Raw genomic sequence first — 18,029 nt, forward strand, 5'->3', positions numbered from 1 at the left:
GACGTGCACCAAATGCACATCTTTTTCTATTTCTATCACTGCGCCATTTTCTTTCGGTACATCTTCCCGTTCCAATAGAAGAATCGTGAAGTGAATCCACCATATTTCACGATGCGCCGTGCCATTTGCTGCATATTCTTTTGCTCTGATACCTTTTGATCAGATAAATAAATCCCAAGGAGACCGCGGCTAATAAGGCGATGAAACTTCGCATGTGGTAAGCCATCAATATTTCTTTCTGCTTCTTCCACAAAATGCTTCATTCGCTCTAATACGACTTGTTCATTTTCATAATAACTACAGAAATTTAAGTCCCCGCCAAGTCGGTCTTCTTCTTGATCAATAAAGTAATCAAGCAAAATATGAAGCCCTTGTACGTACGGGAAATAACCTTGCTTAATCTTTGCAATATCTTCATCAAGTAATTCATCATGAAACGCATACGCCACGAGACAAAAGATTCCAAGTGTTGATCCTGCACATGCCGAAAATTCAAACCAGCTCATTGGCGGTACATTTTCCTTATGAGCCTCAAACCATGTTTGTAAGCGCGGTTCTCTTTCTTCTAGTTTCACATGCTTATGAATTTGTAAATCACAATAATAACAAGCAAGTTCGTGAAGAATCGGAGCGATTTTATCATAGTGCTTCGTTTTCTTTAAAACATCTTGGCATGTTGCAACAAGCTCATCTAAATAACCACCATCATCTTGATCATCTCGATAACGATAGTAATTGCTTCCTTCACTCTCTGGTGTTAATGCAGTCAGCATTGATTCATGCAGTGCAGCAAAATCATTCGGATCAAGCGATGTACTACGATCACATAAATTATCTAAGTAATCACTAATCGTCTGATACGCCACAATAAAACGAATACATTCCTCGCGTTGTTCATTTGCGAGCAGCGCTAAAATACCACCGCCTTCACAATGAAATGTTTTATGCTCAATACTTGCAATCGCTTGACTATGAAGTTCGTCATTTGGAATATGGTAGGCACGCTCTTTCCACATCGCTAGCTCATGGTGTACAACCGGAAACACATCACGGTATACTTTCGCCATGAGCGTTATGGGATTACTCGGTACGTTCACTTCTTCCTTCATCTCCTCTATTAAATGTACAAATAATTATTTATTTGTTTCTATTATGTTATTTACATGTATTTCAGTAAATGACTTGATATAGTTCAAAATCTCATCTTGCTCATACTCATTTAATAGCTCATGGTAACAATTTGACCATTCTTTATATGCCTTATCACTAATATTTAAGTTATCAAACCATTTACGGACACGTGTTTTATCTACAATTTTATCCTCACATGCCTGCATTAGCAAGAGCGGAACGTCTGGAAACTCATCTATTTTGTCATGAGCAATCTCAATAGATTTTATCAATTCACTATACCAACGAACCGATACCTTGCGCAAGAACAATGAATCATTTTCCATCGCATCGCGAACTTCTTTATTTCTCGTTGACATGTTTACTGTAAGTTTGGTGGGAAATTGAAGTTTTGGCGTGAGAATATTTAACACCTTTGAAACAGCTCGAAGCGGAGCAGCAGGTACAGCTAATACACCTAAGCATGGCGAGCTTAATATAATTCCATCTATATCGTCTCTCTTCGTTTCTTCCATCATTCGAATGACAATAAGACCGCCCATACTATGTCCAAATAAAAAAATAGGTAGCCGATACTTTCTTGCTTCTTTCACCCATAATTTTATTTCTTCTATGTATTCATCAAATGAGTCAATATGTCCTCTATTTCTTGAAGTTGTTCCATGAGCTGGAAGGTCTCCCATGACAACATGATACCCGAAATGATTCCACATTTCTGCTAGCGCCTCATAACGTCCGTGATATTCCATCGCACCGTGCACCATCACGATTACCGCTTTGGCTGCTTCCGCTTCATAATTCCACATACGAAACTCCTCCATTTCACTCTTTTCCTTAATTTGATACACTAAAACTAGTTTCTAAGAAAGGAAGGCTTTACATGATATATCCTTATAAAGATAAAAATCCAAAAATTGCGAGTAGTACTTTTATCGCTGACTATGTTACGATTACAGGCGATGTCACAATTGGTGAAGAATCAAGCATTTGGTTTAATACAGTCATTCGTGGTGATGTGTCTAAGGTAATAATTGGAGACCGCGTAAATGTACAAGATCAATGTACACTTCATCAAAGTCCACAGTACCCTCTTCTTTTAGAAGATGATGTAACAGTTGGACATCAAGTTATTTTACATAGCTGTACCTTAAAAAAAGACTCTTTAATCGGGATGGGATCTATTATTTTAGACGGTGCTGAAATTGGTGAAGGTGCATTCATCGGTGCTGGTAGTTTAGTTTCACAAGGAAAGAAAATTCCACCTAATACACTGGCTTTCGGTCGTCCGGCAAAAGTCATTCGCGAATTAACAGATGAAGATCACAAAGATATGGAACGCATTCGCAAACAATATGTTGAAAAAGGACAGTACTATAAGTCACTGCAAAAATAGTCTCTACTTGCTGCCACCACGATGGCAGCTTTTTTCGTTAAAACTCTAACGTTTTCTTTACAAAATCTTATTATTCCCTCAATAAAGTCTTATTAAAATAGAAGATATAATCTCAATATATATGTAAATGAGGGGGAGAGATTTCATGAAAGCTAAATCCGGCAGCTCCTTATATAAAATAGAATGTTACATTTTCAAAGGAATTAACCGTTACTTTGATCAAAAAACATTAAATATCTTTTTCCGTACCATTACACATATCGGTGGTGCAATCTTTTCCATCTCGCTCACGTTATGCTTTCTTATATTTTCACAGGGTCCTCTGCACGATGCAGCAATTACAGCAGCTCTTTCATTAACAATTAGTCATATTCCTGTGCAAATATTAAAAAGGTGGTATCCACGCAAACGGCCTTATTTAACAATTCAAGATGCAAAATATCCATCGCATCCATTAAAAGATCATTCTTTTCCGTCAGGTCATACAACAGCTATTTTTTCGGTAGTTGTTCCATTTATTTGTTATGATCCAAACTTATTAGTCGTTTTACTTCTATTAGCAATTATTGTAGGAATTTCCCGCATCTATCTCGGGCTTCATTATCCATCAGATGTATTTGTAGGTATGTGCCTTGGCACATGTTCTGGCATCATCTCTTTTTATCAATTCATTCCATTTTTCATGTAAAGGAGAGATTGGATGAGAGTCGCCATATTTACTGATACATTTACACCGCAAGTAAATGGCGTGGCAAACACACTAGATCGTTTGACCCTTTATTTTCAAAAACAAAATATTGCTTACTCCGTATTCGCACCGCAGCATACAGCAGAAGATGATTTCGTAGCCAATGTGAATAAAATGAGAAGTATTCCGCTAAAAATACTGTATCCAGAATGTCGATTCGCTTTTCCAACTCCGCGTATTAAGCGGGAACTTCTTAACTTTCAGCCGGATATCATTCATGTCGCTACTCCTTTTAACATGGGACTATGCGGCATGTATTACGCGAAAAAATTAAATATCCCTCTTGTCGGTTCTTATCACACTGACTTTGATTCCTACTTGCAATATTATAAAATTGAATTTTTCTCCAATATGTTATGGAATTATTTAAAGTGGTTTCACAGTAGTATGCAAAAAAACTTTGTCCCTTCTCCTGAAACATTACAGCAATTAACTCAAAAGGGATTTCGAAATTTATATATATGGGGGCGCGGCGTAGATTGTTCCCTCTTCCATCAGGCTTACAATAAAGACCTATTCCGAAAAAAATATAATATTACTGCTCCATACATTCTTCCCTATATCGGACGCATTGCCCCTGAAAAAGATATCGAAACACTGCGTACACTGATTCACACAACAATAAAAGAACGAAAAGATAATATTCATTGGCTCATTGCAGGAGATGGTCCCCTTGCTGAAGAATTACGTGAAACTTTACCAGCAAACGTTACGTTTACGGGATATTTACAAGAAGAAAATTTAGCAGAAGCTTATGCATGCTCCGATCTCATGATATTTCCATCGGCCACAGAAACGTTTGGCAATGTCGTTCTTGAATCGCTCGCATGTGGTACACCAGTCGTTGGTGCGAATTCTGGCGGGGTAAAAAATATTATTACAGATGGAAAAACAGGTTTTCTTTGCGAGCCCAAAAATTCGAACTCATTTTTATCATCTATTTATCAGTTGTTAAATAACGAAGAAATGCGTAAACAGATGGGCATAGCCGCTAGATTCTACGCCACTACACAAAGCTGGGATGAAATTTTTCATGGTTTATACATGCAATATGAAGAGGTGCTTCACCAAAACAATACCGAACTACTTGCGTAATAAAAAAATTGACCTCAAAACATATAGCAATGAACTCATCCATCGTATTCATAAAGAGCAAAAAGGTATGACTCTATAACGTCATACCTTTTTGTTCTTTTTCTCATTCAGTAACCGCGCATATTCCTCTTTTGTATTTACATTCACAAATAATTCTTTCGCTACATTCCATTCCTCTTCCATCACATATTTTACGTTGCACTGTGATAAAATTTGTCCCATACTTCGTTTTTCTTCATTTAGTAATACGTATATTTTTTCTTTTACACGATAATGATACGCTGCTAATAACGGCTGCTTTCTTCCATCAATAACCGGAACAATTGCCTCATATTCACCACTTATTTGTCCTATTAATGCTGTAATCCACTCATTTGAAAGGTTCGGTGCATCACAAGGCGAAACGATATACCACTCCGTCTCTATATGCTCCATCCCCGATACAATTCCAGCAAGCGGTCCATCTCCTTTATAGGGAGGAATATCTTCTATAACAGGAACGTCTACTAAGGTAACAATTCTTTCTTTTATATCAGGATGACTAATCACAACTACATCTTGTATAGTATCCCGCATCATTTGAACAATCTGTTCGATAAAAGTATGTCCTTGCCAGCTTGCCAATGCTTTCGGCTCACCAAATCGTCTCGACATACCACCAGCTAATACAATCCCAGCGAGCTTTTTCATTGACGATGCAGCTCAAATGTAATGTGTCCTAACTCTGGTAAAATTAATTTATTCATCGCAAGGCGAACTGCCCCGCTAGAACCTGGCATCGAAAAGACAACTTTTCTTCCAATTGTTCCGCCAATTGCTCTACTTAGCATTGCAGCGCTGCCGATATCTTCTAAATAACTAATCATCCGAAACAATTCACCAAATCCAACAATTTCTTTATCTAATAATGCCGAAACCGCCTCAATCGTAACATCACGCTTTGTAATACCAGTTCCTCCATTTGTTAAGACAACATCAACATCTTCTTGATGATATCCACTTAATACAGCTTGCCTAATACTTTCTTTATCATCTTTTACAATTTTATAAGCGGTTACTATATGGCCCGCTTCTAATAATAATTCTTTTAACAACTTACCACTCTTATCCGTCTCTTCTGTACGTGTATCAGAGATTGTAATAATTTTACAACGCACCTCTGTGGGTGCTTGTTTTTTATGTTCTATTACGCTCATTTTTATTCGCCCCTTCTTATGAACTACTCATAATTTTATCATATCGTATAGAAACTTTATTACATATGAAATACATCACATATCCACAATTATCTATTACATAACCGAAACATCATGATACAATATAAGTATATATAACCATAAAAAGGGAGTTTTTCTATATCTCTTTATAATCTTAAACAACCTGTCCCATGAATTCCTTTTCTTATAATCCTAATTCCCTTCCAATTCATTACCTATAGATTAGGTATCAATTTTCTAAAATGATACGTATTCATGCCAGACGACTCTATTCGTTATTATCGAGAACCGTGGTTCCTCTTGCTTTATTTTATTTCAATGGATTAGGAATTGCACGAAATAACCAGATACATACTAAATAAATTTTCATAATTAGGAGGTTCATTCATGGAACTTTATCAAAAACTCACAACGGTATTTATCCTTCTATTTGTCGCTTCCATCAGTGCTGGGATGGCATTAAAGGATGCTGTTCCATATTCAGCAATTGGCGGCTGGGGATTTGCGACACTCTTTTTACTATGCAGTGCATTTTGTGCTGGAAAAGCGCGTCAAAAGAAAGGATGATGACCATTGTTTCGCAAAAAACCTACAATTTGCAGATCATGCGGAAAAGAGATTCAAACATATGAAAAAGCATGGATGCATATGCCGTTCCCTCCAAGCGGGATGACGAATATGAAAAAATATATTGAGCTTGATGGAGAAGTATATTGTGGTTCGTGTGTTGGAGTATTCACGAAACAAAATAATGAGGTGAAATAGGAGGTATACCGAATTGTTCGAATCAAATCGAATTCGCTTACGAAAGTTTTCAGAAGACGATATTCCCATCTATCATCTTTGGCGGAACGATATAGAAGTTATGAATACCACTATCCTTAATCTTGATGTCCATTCCGTTCAAGAAACAGAAGCGTTTTGCAAACAAATCATCCACTCTCCCACTTCTAAAAGTTATATCATTGAACAAAAAGATAGTCATCTTCCTATTGGTCTCACTTCTTTAATTAACATCGATCCACACAATCGGAATGCGGAATGTATTATTGATATCGGTAAAAAGAATTGCTGGGGACAAGGATACGGGAAAGAAGCCTTAACAGTGTTATTAAATTATGCCTTTTTAGAATTGAACTTACATCGTGTATCCTTACGTGTATTTTCATTTAATGATAAAGCCATTTCTCTCTATAAAAAGCTCGGCTTTCAACATGAAGGTACCTGTAAAGAAGCTGTATTCCGAAATGGGAAATGGCATGATATTGAAATGTTTGCCTTGCTGCAGAACAACTACAAGTAATGTGAAATTTCCATCAGTGAAGAATGTAAAACAACTACTTTTTAAGGTGGTAAATAAATAAAAAAGTAATCCTTACTATACTAATCATCTGTGTATACTGCTTTCCGTTCGTATATTTTTCCATGTATAAAGATTTCACTGATCGTTCTATGATTGGTTATTTCATTATGCTGCTTGTAACTTCACTACTTGCTTTTTGTTGTAAATGCTTGAATACTACAGCCACTTTTATAATAGGCAATATATTATCTGCAATAATCTCATATTATTTTATCCATGTAACAAGTGATGAATATTTTGGGGGATATTTTAAACCATTAACACCCATCCAATTATTGACAGTAGTTAACTTCCTAAATTTGATTCCACAATTATGTGCAATCAAATTAACCAATATACATTTGAATAAAGTTCAAGATTAACTTTACCCAAATGTGTGTTAACATGCCTAAAAAAAAGCTTCGCGCCTTCGCGCAAAGCTTTTTTCTTCTTATATTATAGACCAGCTTGCTCTTTTAAAGTTGCTGCTTTGTCTGTACGTTCCCATGAAAGCTCTACATCAGTACGTCCGAAGTGGCCGTAAGCTGCTGTTTGTTTGTAAATCGGGCGACGTAAGTCTAACATTTTGATGATACCAGCTGGGCGAAGATCGAAGTTGTTACGAACTAGTTCTACTAGTACTTCTTCAGATACTTTACCAGTGCCGAATGTATCAACTGAAATTGATACTGGTTGTGCCACGCCGATTGCGTATGCAAGTTGTACTTCTGCTTTTTCAGCAAGACCAGCTGCTACGATGTTTTTCGCAACATAACGAGCTGCGTATGCTGCAGAACGGTCAACTTTTGTTGCATCTTTACCAGAGAATGCACCGCCGCCGTGACGAGCGTATCCGCCGTAAGTATCAACGATAATTTTGCGTCCTGTTAAACCAGCATCCCCTTGTGGTCCACCGATTACGAAGCGGCCTGTTGGGTTAATGAAGAATTTCGTTTCCTCATCCATTAATTCTGTTGGTACTACAGCTTTGATTACGTGCTCTTTTAAATCGCGATCGATTTGTTCCCATGTAGCTTCTGGATGATGCTGTGTAGAAATTACAATTGTATCGATGCGTACTGGTTTACCATTTTCATCATACTCAACTGTAACTTGCGTTTTACCGTCTGGACGTAAATATTCTAATGTTTCATCTTTACGAACTTCCGTTAAACGACGAGCTAATTTGTGAGCAAGTGAGATTGGAAGTGGCATTAATTCTTTTGTTTCATTACATGCGAAACCAAACATTAAACCTTGGTCCCCTGCACCAATTGCCTCAATCTCAGCGTCAGTCATTTGACCTTCACGTGCTTCTAACGCTTGGTCAACACCCATAGCGATGTCAGCAGATTGCTCATCGATAGATGTTAAAACTGCACAAGTTTCTGCATCGAATCCGTATTTTGCACGAGTGTAACCGATACCTTGAATTGTTTCACGAACGATTTTTGGAATATCTACATAAGTAGAAGTCGTAATTTCCCCCGCTACCAATACTAAACCAGTTGTTACTGTTGTTTCACAAGCTACACGTGCATTTGCGTCTTTTGCTAAGATCGCGTCTAAAATTGAATCAGAAATTTGGTCACAAATTTTATCTGGATGTCCTTCAGTTACAGACTCAGATGTGAACAGATGACGTTGTTTTGTCATGTGGTAAACCTCCCTACAGTAATCGTATATATTGTACGGAACTCATCCTTAATTTGCCACAAACTGCGACATTCATTTATTCTCCCACACAAGTATAAAGAAAAACCTTTCCTATATAGAGGAAAGGTTTGATTTGCTACTTGCATACTGCTTTTTGCCCTTCGCTCTTATCGTTCGAGACCGTTCGCCTCGCACAGGTTTTAGCACCTATTCACTTGTTTATTACCGTTACAAGTGAGGTTGCTGGGCTTCATCGGGCCTGTCCCTCCGCCAGCTCGGGATAAGAGAGTATCCGTCCCAACCTATACTAAAGAAATGATATTCATTTGTCAATTAATATTCACATATTCCTACAAGTTTTTCGCATTATTTGTTGGACGAAATATAAATAGGAAAATAATACATTCGCACAAACAAAAATAAATAAATAGTATACATTATTTATATGATTGTGTTATACTCTTGATGGGGATTACGAGAAATATTTCATTAAAATGAAAAGGATGGTATATAAATATGAGTACTGTGAATGTCCAAATTGGATTACACGAATTACTGAACGGAAGCAATGCACAGGTTCAATTAAGCGTTCCACAATTAGTGGAAAAAGTACTAATGAGAAATGAAGGAAAATTAACTTCTACTGGTGCCGTCTCTGCTTCTACAGGAAAATATACAGGACGTTCTCCTAAAGATAAATTTATTGTGAAAGAAGCGTCGGTTGCCGATAAGATCGCTTGGGGACCTGTAAATCAACCGATTTCTGAAGAACATTTTAATAAATTATATACAAAAGTATTAGAATACTTAAAGGAAAAAGAAGAATTATTCGTATTTAAAGGATTCGCTGGTGCTGATCGTAACTATCGTCTTCCATTACAAGTTGTTAACGAATATGCATGGCACAATTTATTTGTACATCAATTATTTATTCGTCCAACTGAAGAAGAATTAACAAATCATGAAGCTGAGTTCACAATTGTTTCTGCACCAAGCTTTAAAGCAGATCCAGAGATCGACGGTACAAACTCTGAAGCATTCATCATGGTTTCATTTGAAAAACGCATCGTATTAATCGGTGGTACGGAATACGCTGGAGAAATGAAAAAATCAATCTTCTCTATTATGAACTTCTTACTTCCAGAACAAGATATTTTATCTATGCACTGCTCTGCAAATGTAGGTGAAGAAGGCGATGTCGCTTTATTCTTCGGTTTATCTGGAACAGGTAAAACAACATTATCTGCTGACCCACACCGTAAATTAATTGGTGATGATGAGCACGGTTGGTCTGATAACGGTGTATTCAATATTGAAGGCGGTTGCTACGCAAAATGTATTAACCTTTCTCATGAAAAAGAGCCGCAAATTTTTGATGCCATTACATTCGGATCTGTACTTGAGAACGTTGTAATTGATGATCAAACACGCGTTGCAGATTACAATGATACTACATTAACAGAAAATACACGTGCTGCATACCCAATTGATGCGATTGATAATATCGTCGTACCAAGTGTTGCTGGACATCCAAATACAATTATTTTCTTAACTGCTGATGCATCTGGGGTATTACCTCCAATCAGTAAATTAAATAAAGAGCAAGCTATGTACCATTTCTTAAGCGGTTACACTAGCAAACTAGCTGGAACAGAGCGCGGCGTAACATCTCCGCAAGCGACATTCTCAACTTGCTTCGGCTCTCCATTCTTACCACTTGATGCATCTCGCTATGCTGAAATGCTTGGTGAGAAGATCGAGAAACATGATGCAAAAGTATTCCTAGTAAACACTGGCTGGACTGGTGGCGAATACGGCGTTGGAAAACGTATGAACTTAGGTTACACTCGTGCAATGGTGCAAGCCGCATTAAACGGCGAGCTTGATAACGCTGAAACAGTGAAACATGACATCTTCGGTCTTGAAGTACCACTTCATGTACCAGGTGTACCTGATGAAGTATTAATGCCTGAACAAACATGGGCTGATAAATCTGCTTACAAAACAAAAGCAATCGAACTTGCAGGTAAATTCAAAGAAAACTTCAAGAAGTTCGAGAACGTTTCTGAAAACATGATCAAATTAGGCGGTCCAATCGCTTAATTTAACCTTTACTGTTTGAATACCCCTTTACTCATATGAATAAGTATGTTGTAGCCTAAAAAGTGCGCGTACTCACCGACAAAACCCATGCGGCTTAATAGGTTACACATACTTACAATAAAAAAGAAGCTTACGATAAAAACGTAAGCTTCTTTCTATATATATTTTGATTTCCCAACATATAAATCGCAGCTTCGAAAACAAAAACAGATTCCCCACTCACTTTCTCTTTTTGTTTTCACGCGGCATGGGGCGAAAAAAGGCACTGACCGCTTCTATCCATGGACGGAGCCTCTCTTCTACCTAAAAGAAAAGATTTTATACCAAGGGGGCAATTTATATATATCCACTTTCATTTTCCAACATATAAATCGCGGCTTCGAAAACAAAAACAGATTCCCCACTCACCTTCTCCTTTTGTTTTCACGCGGCATGAGGCGAAAAAAGGCACTGACCGCTTCTATCCATGGACGGAGCCTCTCTTCTACCTAAAAGAAAAGGTTTTTGTATTTATTTCTTCGCATCCTTCATACTGTAATACCCTAAATTAATAACGATTAAAAAATAACCACCCATAATTCCAACAGCAAATGCCCACATGACCATATGGTGTTCAATCTCATACATAATAATCGCACCAAGTATCGCTGCTGCAAAGCGATTAATCATACCAAGTGTTGGTGCCTTACTCTTTTTTACAATACTATCTCCAAGCTTTTCAATACGTCTTCCTAAAATCCAAACACAATACATACTAACGAGTAAACCAATCCCCACACCTAAAAAGTGAGCAGAAAAAGGTGTCATCGCCCAGCCTAATAGCATCGCGCCCAGCAAATAATACATTTGGATTTTAAATGACCTTAGTGACATACTAATCATGCAATTCTCCTTTATCATTATCATCTTATTTACATATCATCAGACTTTATCCCGCCTTAACGGGCAGGAAGTCCCCCACTGATTAAAGTTTCACTTTATCTGTTACATTCAAAGAAAAACAACATAACCACTACACTTATGTTGTTAAAATATTTTTCGGAAATAATATTATACAAGATTTCTAGCTTGGAAGTAGGATCATTTTGTGACGTTTTTGCAAACATTTTTTCATAGATTTATAAAAAAGTGATATCAATCTATAAGAATATGGATATGATGTATATATATCCGCTTTCATTTTCCAACATATAAAATCGCTGCCACGAAGCACCAAAAGTTACCTGCACTCTTTTCCTCTCTGTTCTAACTTGACATGGGGCAGGAAAGGACTCTGACCGCTACTACGCATAGCCGGATTCTCTCTCCCACCTAAAAAGAAAGGTTTTACGTCAGTTTTTCAATTTACATGCATGTAGTAAGTACACAAAAAAGGGGGCGTATAATGATTTATTTTTTAATGGCTCTCATTCACCTCATTATCCCTGCACTTATAGGACTCTCATTATATTGGTACACAAAAAAACATAGTATCTTCTATGCTGTCCTCAGTGTTCTTCTCTCCGGAATTATTCTCATTGCACTGTTCCGCATACCTTTTCTCAACTTAATCCCACTTATTACTGCCATTTTGTTCCTCATATTTCTACCCAAAATAAAAAAATAGGAAAGCAGATCATGACTGATCTGTTTTCCTATTTTGATATATGTTCTGACGCGACAGGCTGCGTCCCAGGTTTTTCGGATTTCACAAACCATAATCCGAGAAAAATAACACACCCGCCAATTATTTGTTGTAATGAAATCTGTTCCTTCGCCCATACCGCTGCAAATACAACCGCAACAAGCGGTGTAATATACATATATACCATCGTATGAGAAGCTCCAATTTTTTGAACACCAATATACCACATAACTAAACCGAATACCGTTACAAAGAAAATAGAATATAATAGTGCAAACCATGTCATTCCTTGTTCAATTTGAAACGGCATCGAAAAAATATGCCATCCGCTTAGTATAACAAGAGGAATCGCTCCAACAACTGCTGACCATGCAGTCACACGAAGCGCTGAATATTTTTTAATAAGTGGTCCTGCTAACACTGGATATAGCCCCCAGCACATTGATGTAATCAGTCCAATTCCATTTCCGTAAAAAGACCCAACAAGCGAATGTCCAGCTAATAAAACGAGAGCGGCTCCCCCACAGGCTATGGTAGAACCAACTAATTTTCGCGAAGAAAATTTCTCTTGCTTAAACAAAATGGCAAACATCGTTGTAAAAATAGGTGAAATAGAAATGAGTAAAGAAGCGTTCGTAGCGGATGTATATTTAATAGTTTCCATAAATAACGTTTGATACAATACGATACCGACAATACTCACAACAATGAGCCTTAGTATGTCCCTTCTCTCCATATACAATGACTTTTCAATATAAAATGTAAGCAATAATAGTAGCGGTGCTGCTGCTATCATACGGAGCGCAGTAAACTCAACTGCTGAAAACTCCTCAAGTCCGTATTTCCCGATCGTATAATTTATCCCCCAAATGATAACAACATTTAAAAGTAATAATTCAATCCCCCATCTTCTCATGCGTAATCCCCTCCGCACAGATGATTATACAGAAAATTTAATTAAATGTACATTTTATGAACTGAAGAATTTCATAAGAAAAAGGAGCGTACAGTTTGCTCCTTTTTTCATAAGTTATACTCGAATATGGAGTTTCATATTCGGATTATAAAACTGATTCGGACTCTTCAATTGAAAATATCCACCTGATTCATGTAAATCAACAGTCAATTTATCATCCATAAAAACAAGCTTTGTGCGATCCGCAATAAACTGTAGTTTATTTGAATCAATATCTACATCACGTTCATCTTTCTCTGATACAGCCACCAAATCAATAATTCCACTCATCACACAGCCGCATCCTTCATTATCATAAAATAATTTTATAAACTTCGCTTCACTTGGAATCGTATCCATAATCTTTTTATATGCTGCATCTGTTACAGTAACGTACATATATTGTCCCTCCTACCTCGGTACATAATTCTTATATTGTACCATTCTTTTTATGAATTCTATCTATTTATTGCATACAGAAAATTAAGACTAATATAAAATGTATGTGATAAAGGAGGATGAATTATGCCAGCTTTACAAGAAATACAACAAGCACTTGATCATTTATTTCAAATTAAAAAATATGGAAAAGACGGTGCCTTCAGCCGCTTTATTCCAGCTGTATACGATCCAATTGATTTTCCTTGGCAACATTTTTTTGAAACAGACTTTGTAAATACCTTTAACGGACTTATGATAAAAGGGGCTGCAACTGTAAATAGCGTCTTTTTAGCAGTCTTCCCAACAGATGATGTTCTTGAAAAGTTCATCTTACAATCGAAACCAGGTGATTTACTTTTTATGCATCATCCTCTTGTGATGGAATGCGGTGATCCTCTTGGAAAATCCGGACGAGGCTTTTTACCGATTCCAGCTCACTATTTACAAGAAATCAAAGATAAAGACCTTTCTATTTATACATGCCATGTTCCAATGGATCATCATCAAACATACGGAACAAGCATTGCGATTGCAAAAGCTCTAGAGGCCGATATAGTAGATGGTTTTGCTTATGATGGTAAAGATATACCATGTGGACTCATTTGCAAAATTCCTGAAACAACAACAAGAAAACTCGAAAACCAACTAAAAGAACTCTTTCACATTCCATATATAGACTTTGAAGGCAAACGACATGAATTTATCACAAAAATTGCAATTATCGCTGGATGCGGTGATAAAATAGATCTTCTTAAAGAAGCAGAAGAAAAGGGCGCTGAGGCGTATATTACAGGTGAAATTCATTGCCATATTGATAACGAATACGGCAAACATAAGTATTCATTAATTATGGAATATGTGAAAGAAACGAATATGTCACTTATCGGTGTGTCACACTCTGCTTCTGAATACTTAGTGAAGAAAACATTAATGCGTGATTGGTTTATAGAAAACTTTGATGTGGATGTTGTTTTACTTCCGCAAAAGAAATGGTGGTATTAAATGCGCATTCGAAAAAATTTTTTCATATTTCTCTTTCTTACCTGTTTTTTATTAGGTGCATGTAAAAATAACCCTGAAGACGAATTAAGAAAAACAGTGTGGGATCAATTATCTGAACATACGAAAGAAGAACTAAGTGATGGCTGGAAGCATGCTACAATTACAACTGAAACATTGCAAGCCGGAATATCTTCGGTCAAAGATTCCTCTTATATAGGAAAAGAGGTTTATCGTATTTCATTCCCATCTGATCGTTCTTACAAACTTGGAAATGTAGATGCATTTGTTGATATGAAAACAAAGAAAGTAATTGGATTTGGTCTACGAGATTAAAAAAGATTCGCTAATACTGCGGATCTTTTAGTTATCAGGAATAGATAATAAATCTAATAAGGTATATGTAACGATCATTTTAAATAAAAAGAGAGGATCTGCTTCCCTCTCTTTCCCATTCATCAGTGAATTGGCAACGTAATTTCAACTGTAGTCCCTACTCCAACTTCACTCTCAAACTGTATCTTGCCTTGATGTTCTTCAATAATCTTATATGTAACCATTAATCCTAAACCAGTTCCATCATCTTTCGTTGTATAAAAAGCTTCGCTCAGTTTAGGCATTTTGTCTTTCGGTATGCCACATCCCTCATCCTTGATTCGAATGATCATTGCATCTTTTAATGTAACCTCAATGATAATTATTCCACCATCTTGCATAGATTCAATCGCATTTTTTATTAAATTTAAAAACACTTGTTTTAAACGTTTTTCATTACATATTATACTTGGTAACTCACCTTTATAAATGGTATGTATTTTAATTCCTCGTTCCGAAGCAGGCTGTCCCATAATTCTTACCACGTATGAAAGAATGTCTTTTATATTATGATTCCCGCATTCCATTGGCTTAGAATTTCCAAGCTCCACCAGTTCGGTGGCAATTGTATCGATTCTTTCGATTTCTTGCTCCATAATATCACAATAGGCTTTATCCTCAGGATACTTTTCTTTTTGTCCTCTAACAAAACCGTTCAACAGCATCAATGGATTACGCATTTTAAAACCGATAACTGTTGCCACCCTTCCAATTACAGCCATCTTCTCCGATTGTTGCAATTCCTTATGTGTCATTTCAATTGTGTGTATATAAGATTGGAATCTCAATAAAATAATCCATCCTATAATGGAAAACAAGCTACAAAGAACAATAGGAATGAGAACAATAAAAGAATTCACAATGAATCCCATTAAAACATACTTTATTATTGTCCCTCCGGTTACTAACCAAAAATAGCGTTTATTTACAAATAATGGTGCAAAAAGAAAGAAAAACCCTTCCACTATATTCCCTGCATCAAACTCTAAATCTGTTCCATAGTAAATGATAAAATTATGAATGAAATCTAATATATTATATCCTATGAAAATAATATATTTCACAGCATATGGATTCTGTCGCTTCGCCACATATATTCCCACAAACACCAATATAACCATGAGAATATACAACCATATCCCTAAACCCATTTCTAGAATTGGACCCCCATCTCCTCCCCCTTCTAGCTTAGGCATAATATAATAATATGCAACATCATAAATAAAAAAAGTTGTAAAGAATAAACTTAAAAACAGCTTTAACGTTCGAATCTCTTCCCTTGTTAATTTATAAACACTGTCCATGTAGTAACTCCTCTATTCACAATACACATACTTCGCGAATCTTGCCTTCTCTATAAACCCATTTTGATTTTTAACATAAATTAGGTTTTCTGTCGATTTTTCAATTTGTATTTATATAAAGTGAAACTTCCATCACCCGTCGAGCTTTTGCGGGATAACTCCTTTTTGATTTTTCACATATAAGCTGCTATGAAAAACAAAAGGTGACCTGCACTCGTGTTCTCTCTTTGTTTTCACTTGGCATGGGGCTGGAAAAGGATCTGACCGCTTCTATCCATGGCCGGATGCTCTCTCTCACCTAAAAAGAAAGGTTTTATGTCGGTTTTTCAATTTTCTTATATAGGTAAAATAATGTCTACTTTCGTTCCTACGTTTCTTTTACTCGTAATGTGTATTTTCCCATCATGTTCTTCAATAATCTTGCAAGCAACAGTAAGCCCTAAACCGATGCCATTTTTCTTTGTCGTATAAAAGGCTTCTGTTATACGCTGTAAATTCTCTTCCTGCACACCGCACCCATTATCTACAATACTTACTATTACACCATCTTCATTTCTTTTGTTTATATGTATTTGAAGTGTTCCGCCATGTTCCATCGCTTCAATTGCGTTCTTTATTATGTATAGAAATACTCCTTTTAATTTACGATGATCACAATCTATTTTTATTTGATCAGGTGCAACATCATAAATGAGATACAGCTGTTTCCTGTTGATTTCTGCACTCATTTCTTTCAACGCATTTGATACAATACCTTCTATTAAATAACTACTGTAGGTAGAAGGTTTACAAGTTGCCATTACCATAAGCTCACTTATCATATTGTTTATATGCTCAATTTCATCAATCATATGTTCATACACTTTATCATCTACATATTTCTCTTTCTGCAATTGTGTAAATCCCCTTAACGATGAAAGTGGATTTTTAATTTCATGTCCAACAGATGCTGCCATTTTTCCAATAACTACGAGCTTTTCAGACTCTCGCTTTTCTATCATCACGTTGTTTACAGTAGAAAGGTACTGTAAAAATCGATTCAATAGGAGATACGTTACAAATAATAAGAGGCTATACATAACCAACGGCATAAATGCCGCTTTTTTCCCTAGGACCAAAAGTACACTGTATTTCCCCATAATAACCAAAAATAACCAAAGCAAATACCGTTTACTCATAAAGATTGGCACAAATAAAATAAAAACAAATTCAATTGTATGCCCATCATCAAATGCTACTTTATTGTGAAGTGCATACCAATATAAGTTTAAAATTTCTGAACACATATAAGCTATTAAATATATATACTTAACACGATATGCCTGTTCCCTTTTCATCATATACATACTACATGCTATTATGCAGGCTCCATACAAAAACTTTGGAACTTGAACCTCTAATCTTATTAGTGTTTCAGAATCTCCTAGCATAACAGAATAAACTGTTTCATATATAACCCATACAATATTCAATACCCATAAAAAGAGTCGAGCATTTTTCTTTTCTTCTTGAAATGAGATAAAGTTTTCTTTCACTTTAACACTTCCTCAAAAGCTATATACTTTCGCTATATTATTACTAACACTCATTATTATAATAAACGACAATAGTGTTTGACCAAAATAATATCAAATAATGTAGAAAAG

General features: G+C 36.2%; 20 protein-coding genes and 1 riboswitch. Of the genes, 10 read left to right on the forward strand and 10 right to left on the reverse strand.

Features of this window, described 5'->3' with window-relative positions; genetic code table 11:
* Nucleotides 1-35: 35 nt before the first annotated feature.
* Nucleotides 36-1,097 (reverse strand): tetraprenyl-beta-curcumene synthase family protein, encoded by a 1,062-nt coding sequence (locus ORL93_RS15120; RefSeq protein ID WP_029427349.1) that lies wholly within the window; start codon nucleotides 1,095-1,097, stop codon nucleotides 36-38.
* A gap of 36 nt (nucleotides 1,098-1,133) precedes the next feature.
* Nucleotides 1,134-1,937, reverse strand: coding sequence for an alpha/beta hydrolase (locus ORL93_RS15125; protein WP_018764577.1), 804 nt, complete (start codon nucleotides 1,935-1,937; stop codon nucleotides 1,134-1,136).
* Nucleotides 1,938-2,011: 74 nt separating this feature from the next.
* On the opposite strand from ORL93_RS15125, the gene ORL93_RS15130 reads away from it, so the two are divergent.
* From ORL93_RS15130 to ORL93_RS15140, 3 genes are all read left to right on the forward strand, one after another.
* A complete protein-coding gene (locus ORL93_RS15130) occupies nucleotides 2,012-2,524 on the forward strand; it encodes a gamma carbonic anhydrase (RefSeq protein ID WP_097794255.1) in 513 nt (170 codons plus the stop codon).
* 145 nt (nucleotides 2,525-2,669) lie between these two features.
* Nucleotides 2,670-3,212 (forward strand): phosphatase PAP2 family protein, encoded by a 543-nt coding sequence (locus tag ORL93_RS15135; protein ID WP_003201315.1) that lies wholly within the window; start codon nucleotides 2,670-2,672, stop codon nucleotides 3,210-3,212.
* Nucleotides 3,213-3,224: 12 nt separating this feature from the next.
* Nucleotides 3,225-4,367, forward strand: coding sequence for a glycosyltransferase family 4 protein (locus ORL93_RS15140; RefSeq protein WP_265959170.1), 1,143 nt, complete (start codon nucleotides 3,225-3,227; stop codon nucleotides 4,365-4,367).
* 81 nt (nucleotides 4,368-4,448) lie between these two features.
* Here the strand turns inward: ORL93_RS15140 and ORL93_RS15145 are convergent, their stop codons facing one another.
* Together ORL93_RS15145 and ORL93_RS15150 are read right to left on the reverse strand one after the other, a co-directional pair.
* On the reverse strand, nucleotides 4,449-5,057 hold the full coding sequence (locus ORL93_RS15145) for a molybdenum cofactor guanylyltransferase (RefSeq protein ID WP_098161049.1): 609 nt from the start codon (nucleotides 5,055-5,057) through the stop codon (nucleotides 4,449-4,451).
* The gene (locus ORL93_RS15150; protein ID WP_003201309.1) at nucleotides 5,054-5,563 is read right to left on the reverse strand and encodes a MogA/MoaB family molybdenum cofactor biosynthesis protein; all 510 of its coding nucleotides are present in this window, start codon (nucleotides 5,561-5,563) and stop codon (nucleotides 5,054-5,056) included. The genes ORL93_RS15145 and ORL93_RS15150 overlap by 4 nt, the downstream gene beginning before the upstream one ends.
* Nucleotides 5,564-5,971: 408 nt before the next feature.
* On the opposite strand from ORL93_RS15150, the gene ORL93_RS15155 reads away from it, so the two are divergent.
* The 3 genes from ORL93_RS15155 to ORL93_RS15165 are packed head-to-tail and all read left to right on the forward strand — an operon-like array spanning nucleotide 5,972 to nucleotide 6,887.
* Complete coding sequence (locus ORL93_RS15155; protein ID WP_003208786.1) at nucleotides 5,972-6,151, forward strand: hypothetical protein; 180 nt, start codon at nucleotides 5,972-5,974, stop codon at nucleotides 6,149-6,151.
* Between the two features lie 6 nt (nucleotides 6,152-6,157).
* Nucleotides 6,158-6,349, forward strand: coding sequence for a hypothetical protein (locus tag ORL93_RS15160; protein WP_098161047.1), 192 nt, complete (start codon nucleotides 6,158-6,160; stop codon nucleotides 6,347-6,349).
* Between the two features lie 13 nt (nucleotides 6,350-6,362).
* Nucleotides 6,363-6,887: a GNAT family N-acetyltransferase gene (locus ORL93_RS15165; RefSeq protein WP_003201303.1), complete on the forward strand. Its 525-nt coding sequence runs from the start codon at nucleotides 6,363-6,365 to the stop codon at nucleotides 6,885-6,887.
* A gap of 495 nt (nucleotides 6,888-7,382) precedes the next feature.
* On the opposite strand, the gene metK is transcribed toward ORL93_RS15165, so the two are convergent.
* Nucleotides 7,383-8,582, reverse strand: a complete 1,200-nt coding sequence (metK, locus tag ORL93_RS15170) for a methionine adenosyltransferase (protein ID WP_098161045.1) — start codon at nucleotides 8,580-8,582, stop codon at nucleotides 7,383-7,385.
* A 164-nt stretch (nucleotides 8,583-8,746) separates the two neighbouring features.
* Nucleotides 8,747-8,869: riboswitch (SAM riboswitch) on the reverse strand.
* A 229-nt stretch (nucleotides 8,870-9,098) separates the two neighbouring features.
* Between metK and pckA the strand changes: the two genes are divergently transcribed.
* A complete protein-coding gene (gene pckA, locus ORL93_RS15175) occupies nucleotides 9,099-10,685 on the forward strand; it encodes a phosphoenolpyruvate carboxykinase (ATP) (protein ID WP_265959171.1) in 1,587 nt (528 codons plus the stop codon).
* Nucleotides 10,686-11,195: 510 nt separating this feature from the next.
* Here the strand turns inward: pckA and ORL93_RS15180 are convergent.
* A complete protein-coding gene (locus ORL93_RS15180) occupies nucleotides 11,196-11,567 on the reverse strand; it encodes an ATP synthase subunit I (RefSeq protein ID WP_017153754.1) in 372 nt (123 codons plus the stop codon).
* 502 nt (nucleotides 11,568-12,069) lie between these two features.
* Here ORL93_RS15180 and ORL93_RS15185 point away from each other — a divergent pair.
* Nucleotides 12,070-12,291, forward strand: coding sequence for a hypothetical protein (locus ORL93_RS15185; protein ID WP_018782076.1), 222 nt, complete (start codon nucleotides 12,070-12,072; stop codon nucleotides 12,289-12,291).
* Nucleotides 12,292-12,319: 28 nt separating this feature from the next.
* Here ORL93_RS15185 and ORL93_RS15190 read toward each other — a convergent pair whose 3' ends face one another.
* Both ORL93_RS15190 and ORL93_RS15195 read right to left on the reverse strand, forming a co-directional pair.
* Complete coding sequence (locus ORL93_RS15190; RefSeq protein WP_199666635.1) at nucleotides 12,320-13,225, reverse strand: DMT family transporter; 906 nt, start codon at nucleotides 13,223-13,225, stop codon at nucleotides 12,320-12,322.
* 114 nt (nucleotides 13,226-13,339) lie between these two features.
* Entirely contained in the window at nucleotides 13,340-13,663 is a 324-nt protein-coding gene (locus ORL93_RS15195; RefSeq protein WP_006096284.1) for an iron-sulfur cluster biosynthesis family protein, read from the reverse strand.
* 126 nt (nucleotides 13,664-13,789) lie between these two features.
* On the opposite strand from ORL93_RS15195, the gene ORL93_RS15200 reads away from it, so the two are divergent.
* Together ORL93_RS15200 and ORL93_RS15205 are read left to right on the forward strand one after the other, a co-directional pair.
* Nucleotides 13,790-14,707, forward strand: a complete 918-nt coding sequence (locus ORL93_RS15200) for a Nif3-like dinuclear metal center hexameric protein (protein ID WP_018782074.1) — start codon at nucleotides 13,790-13,792, stop codon at nucleotides 14,705-14,707.
* A gap of 96 nt (nucleotides 14,708-14,803) precedes the next feature.
* Complete coding sequence (locus tag ORL93_RS15205) at nucleotides 14,804-15,040, forward strand: hypothetical protein (protein ID WP_003201290.1); 237 nt, start codon at nucleotides 14,804-14,806, stop codon at nucleotides 15,038-15,040.
* Nucleotides 15,041-15,162: 122 nt separating this feature from the next.
* Here the strand turns inward: ORL93_RS15205 and ORL93_RS15210 are convergent, their stop codons facing one another.
* A complete protein-coding gene (locus ORL93_RS15210; RefSeq protein ID WP_003201289.1) occupies nucleotides 15,163-16,383 on the reverse strand; it encodes an ATP-binding protein in 1,221 nt (406 codons plus the stop codon).
* 335 nt (nucleotides 16,384-16,718) lie between these two features.
* Nucleotides 16,719-17,918, reverse strand: coding sequence for an ATP-binding protein (locus ORL93_RS15215; RefSeq protein ID WP_265959172.1), 1,200 nt, complete (start codon nucleotides 17,916-17,918; stop codon nucleotides 16,719-16,721).
* Nucleotides 17,919-18,029 lie beyond the last annotated feature (111 nt).

Origin of the sequence: Bacillus sp. DHT2 (genome assembly GCF_026241455.1) — a bacterium.
In the GTDB taxonomy this organism is placed as follows: domain Bacteria; phylum Bacillota; class Bacilli; order Bacillales; family Bacillaceae_G; genus Bacillus_A; species Bacillus_A pseudomycoides.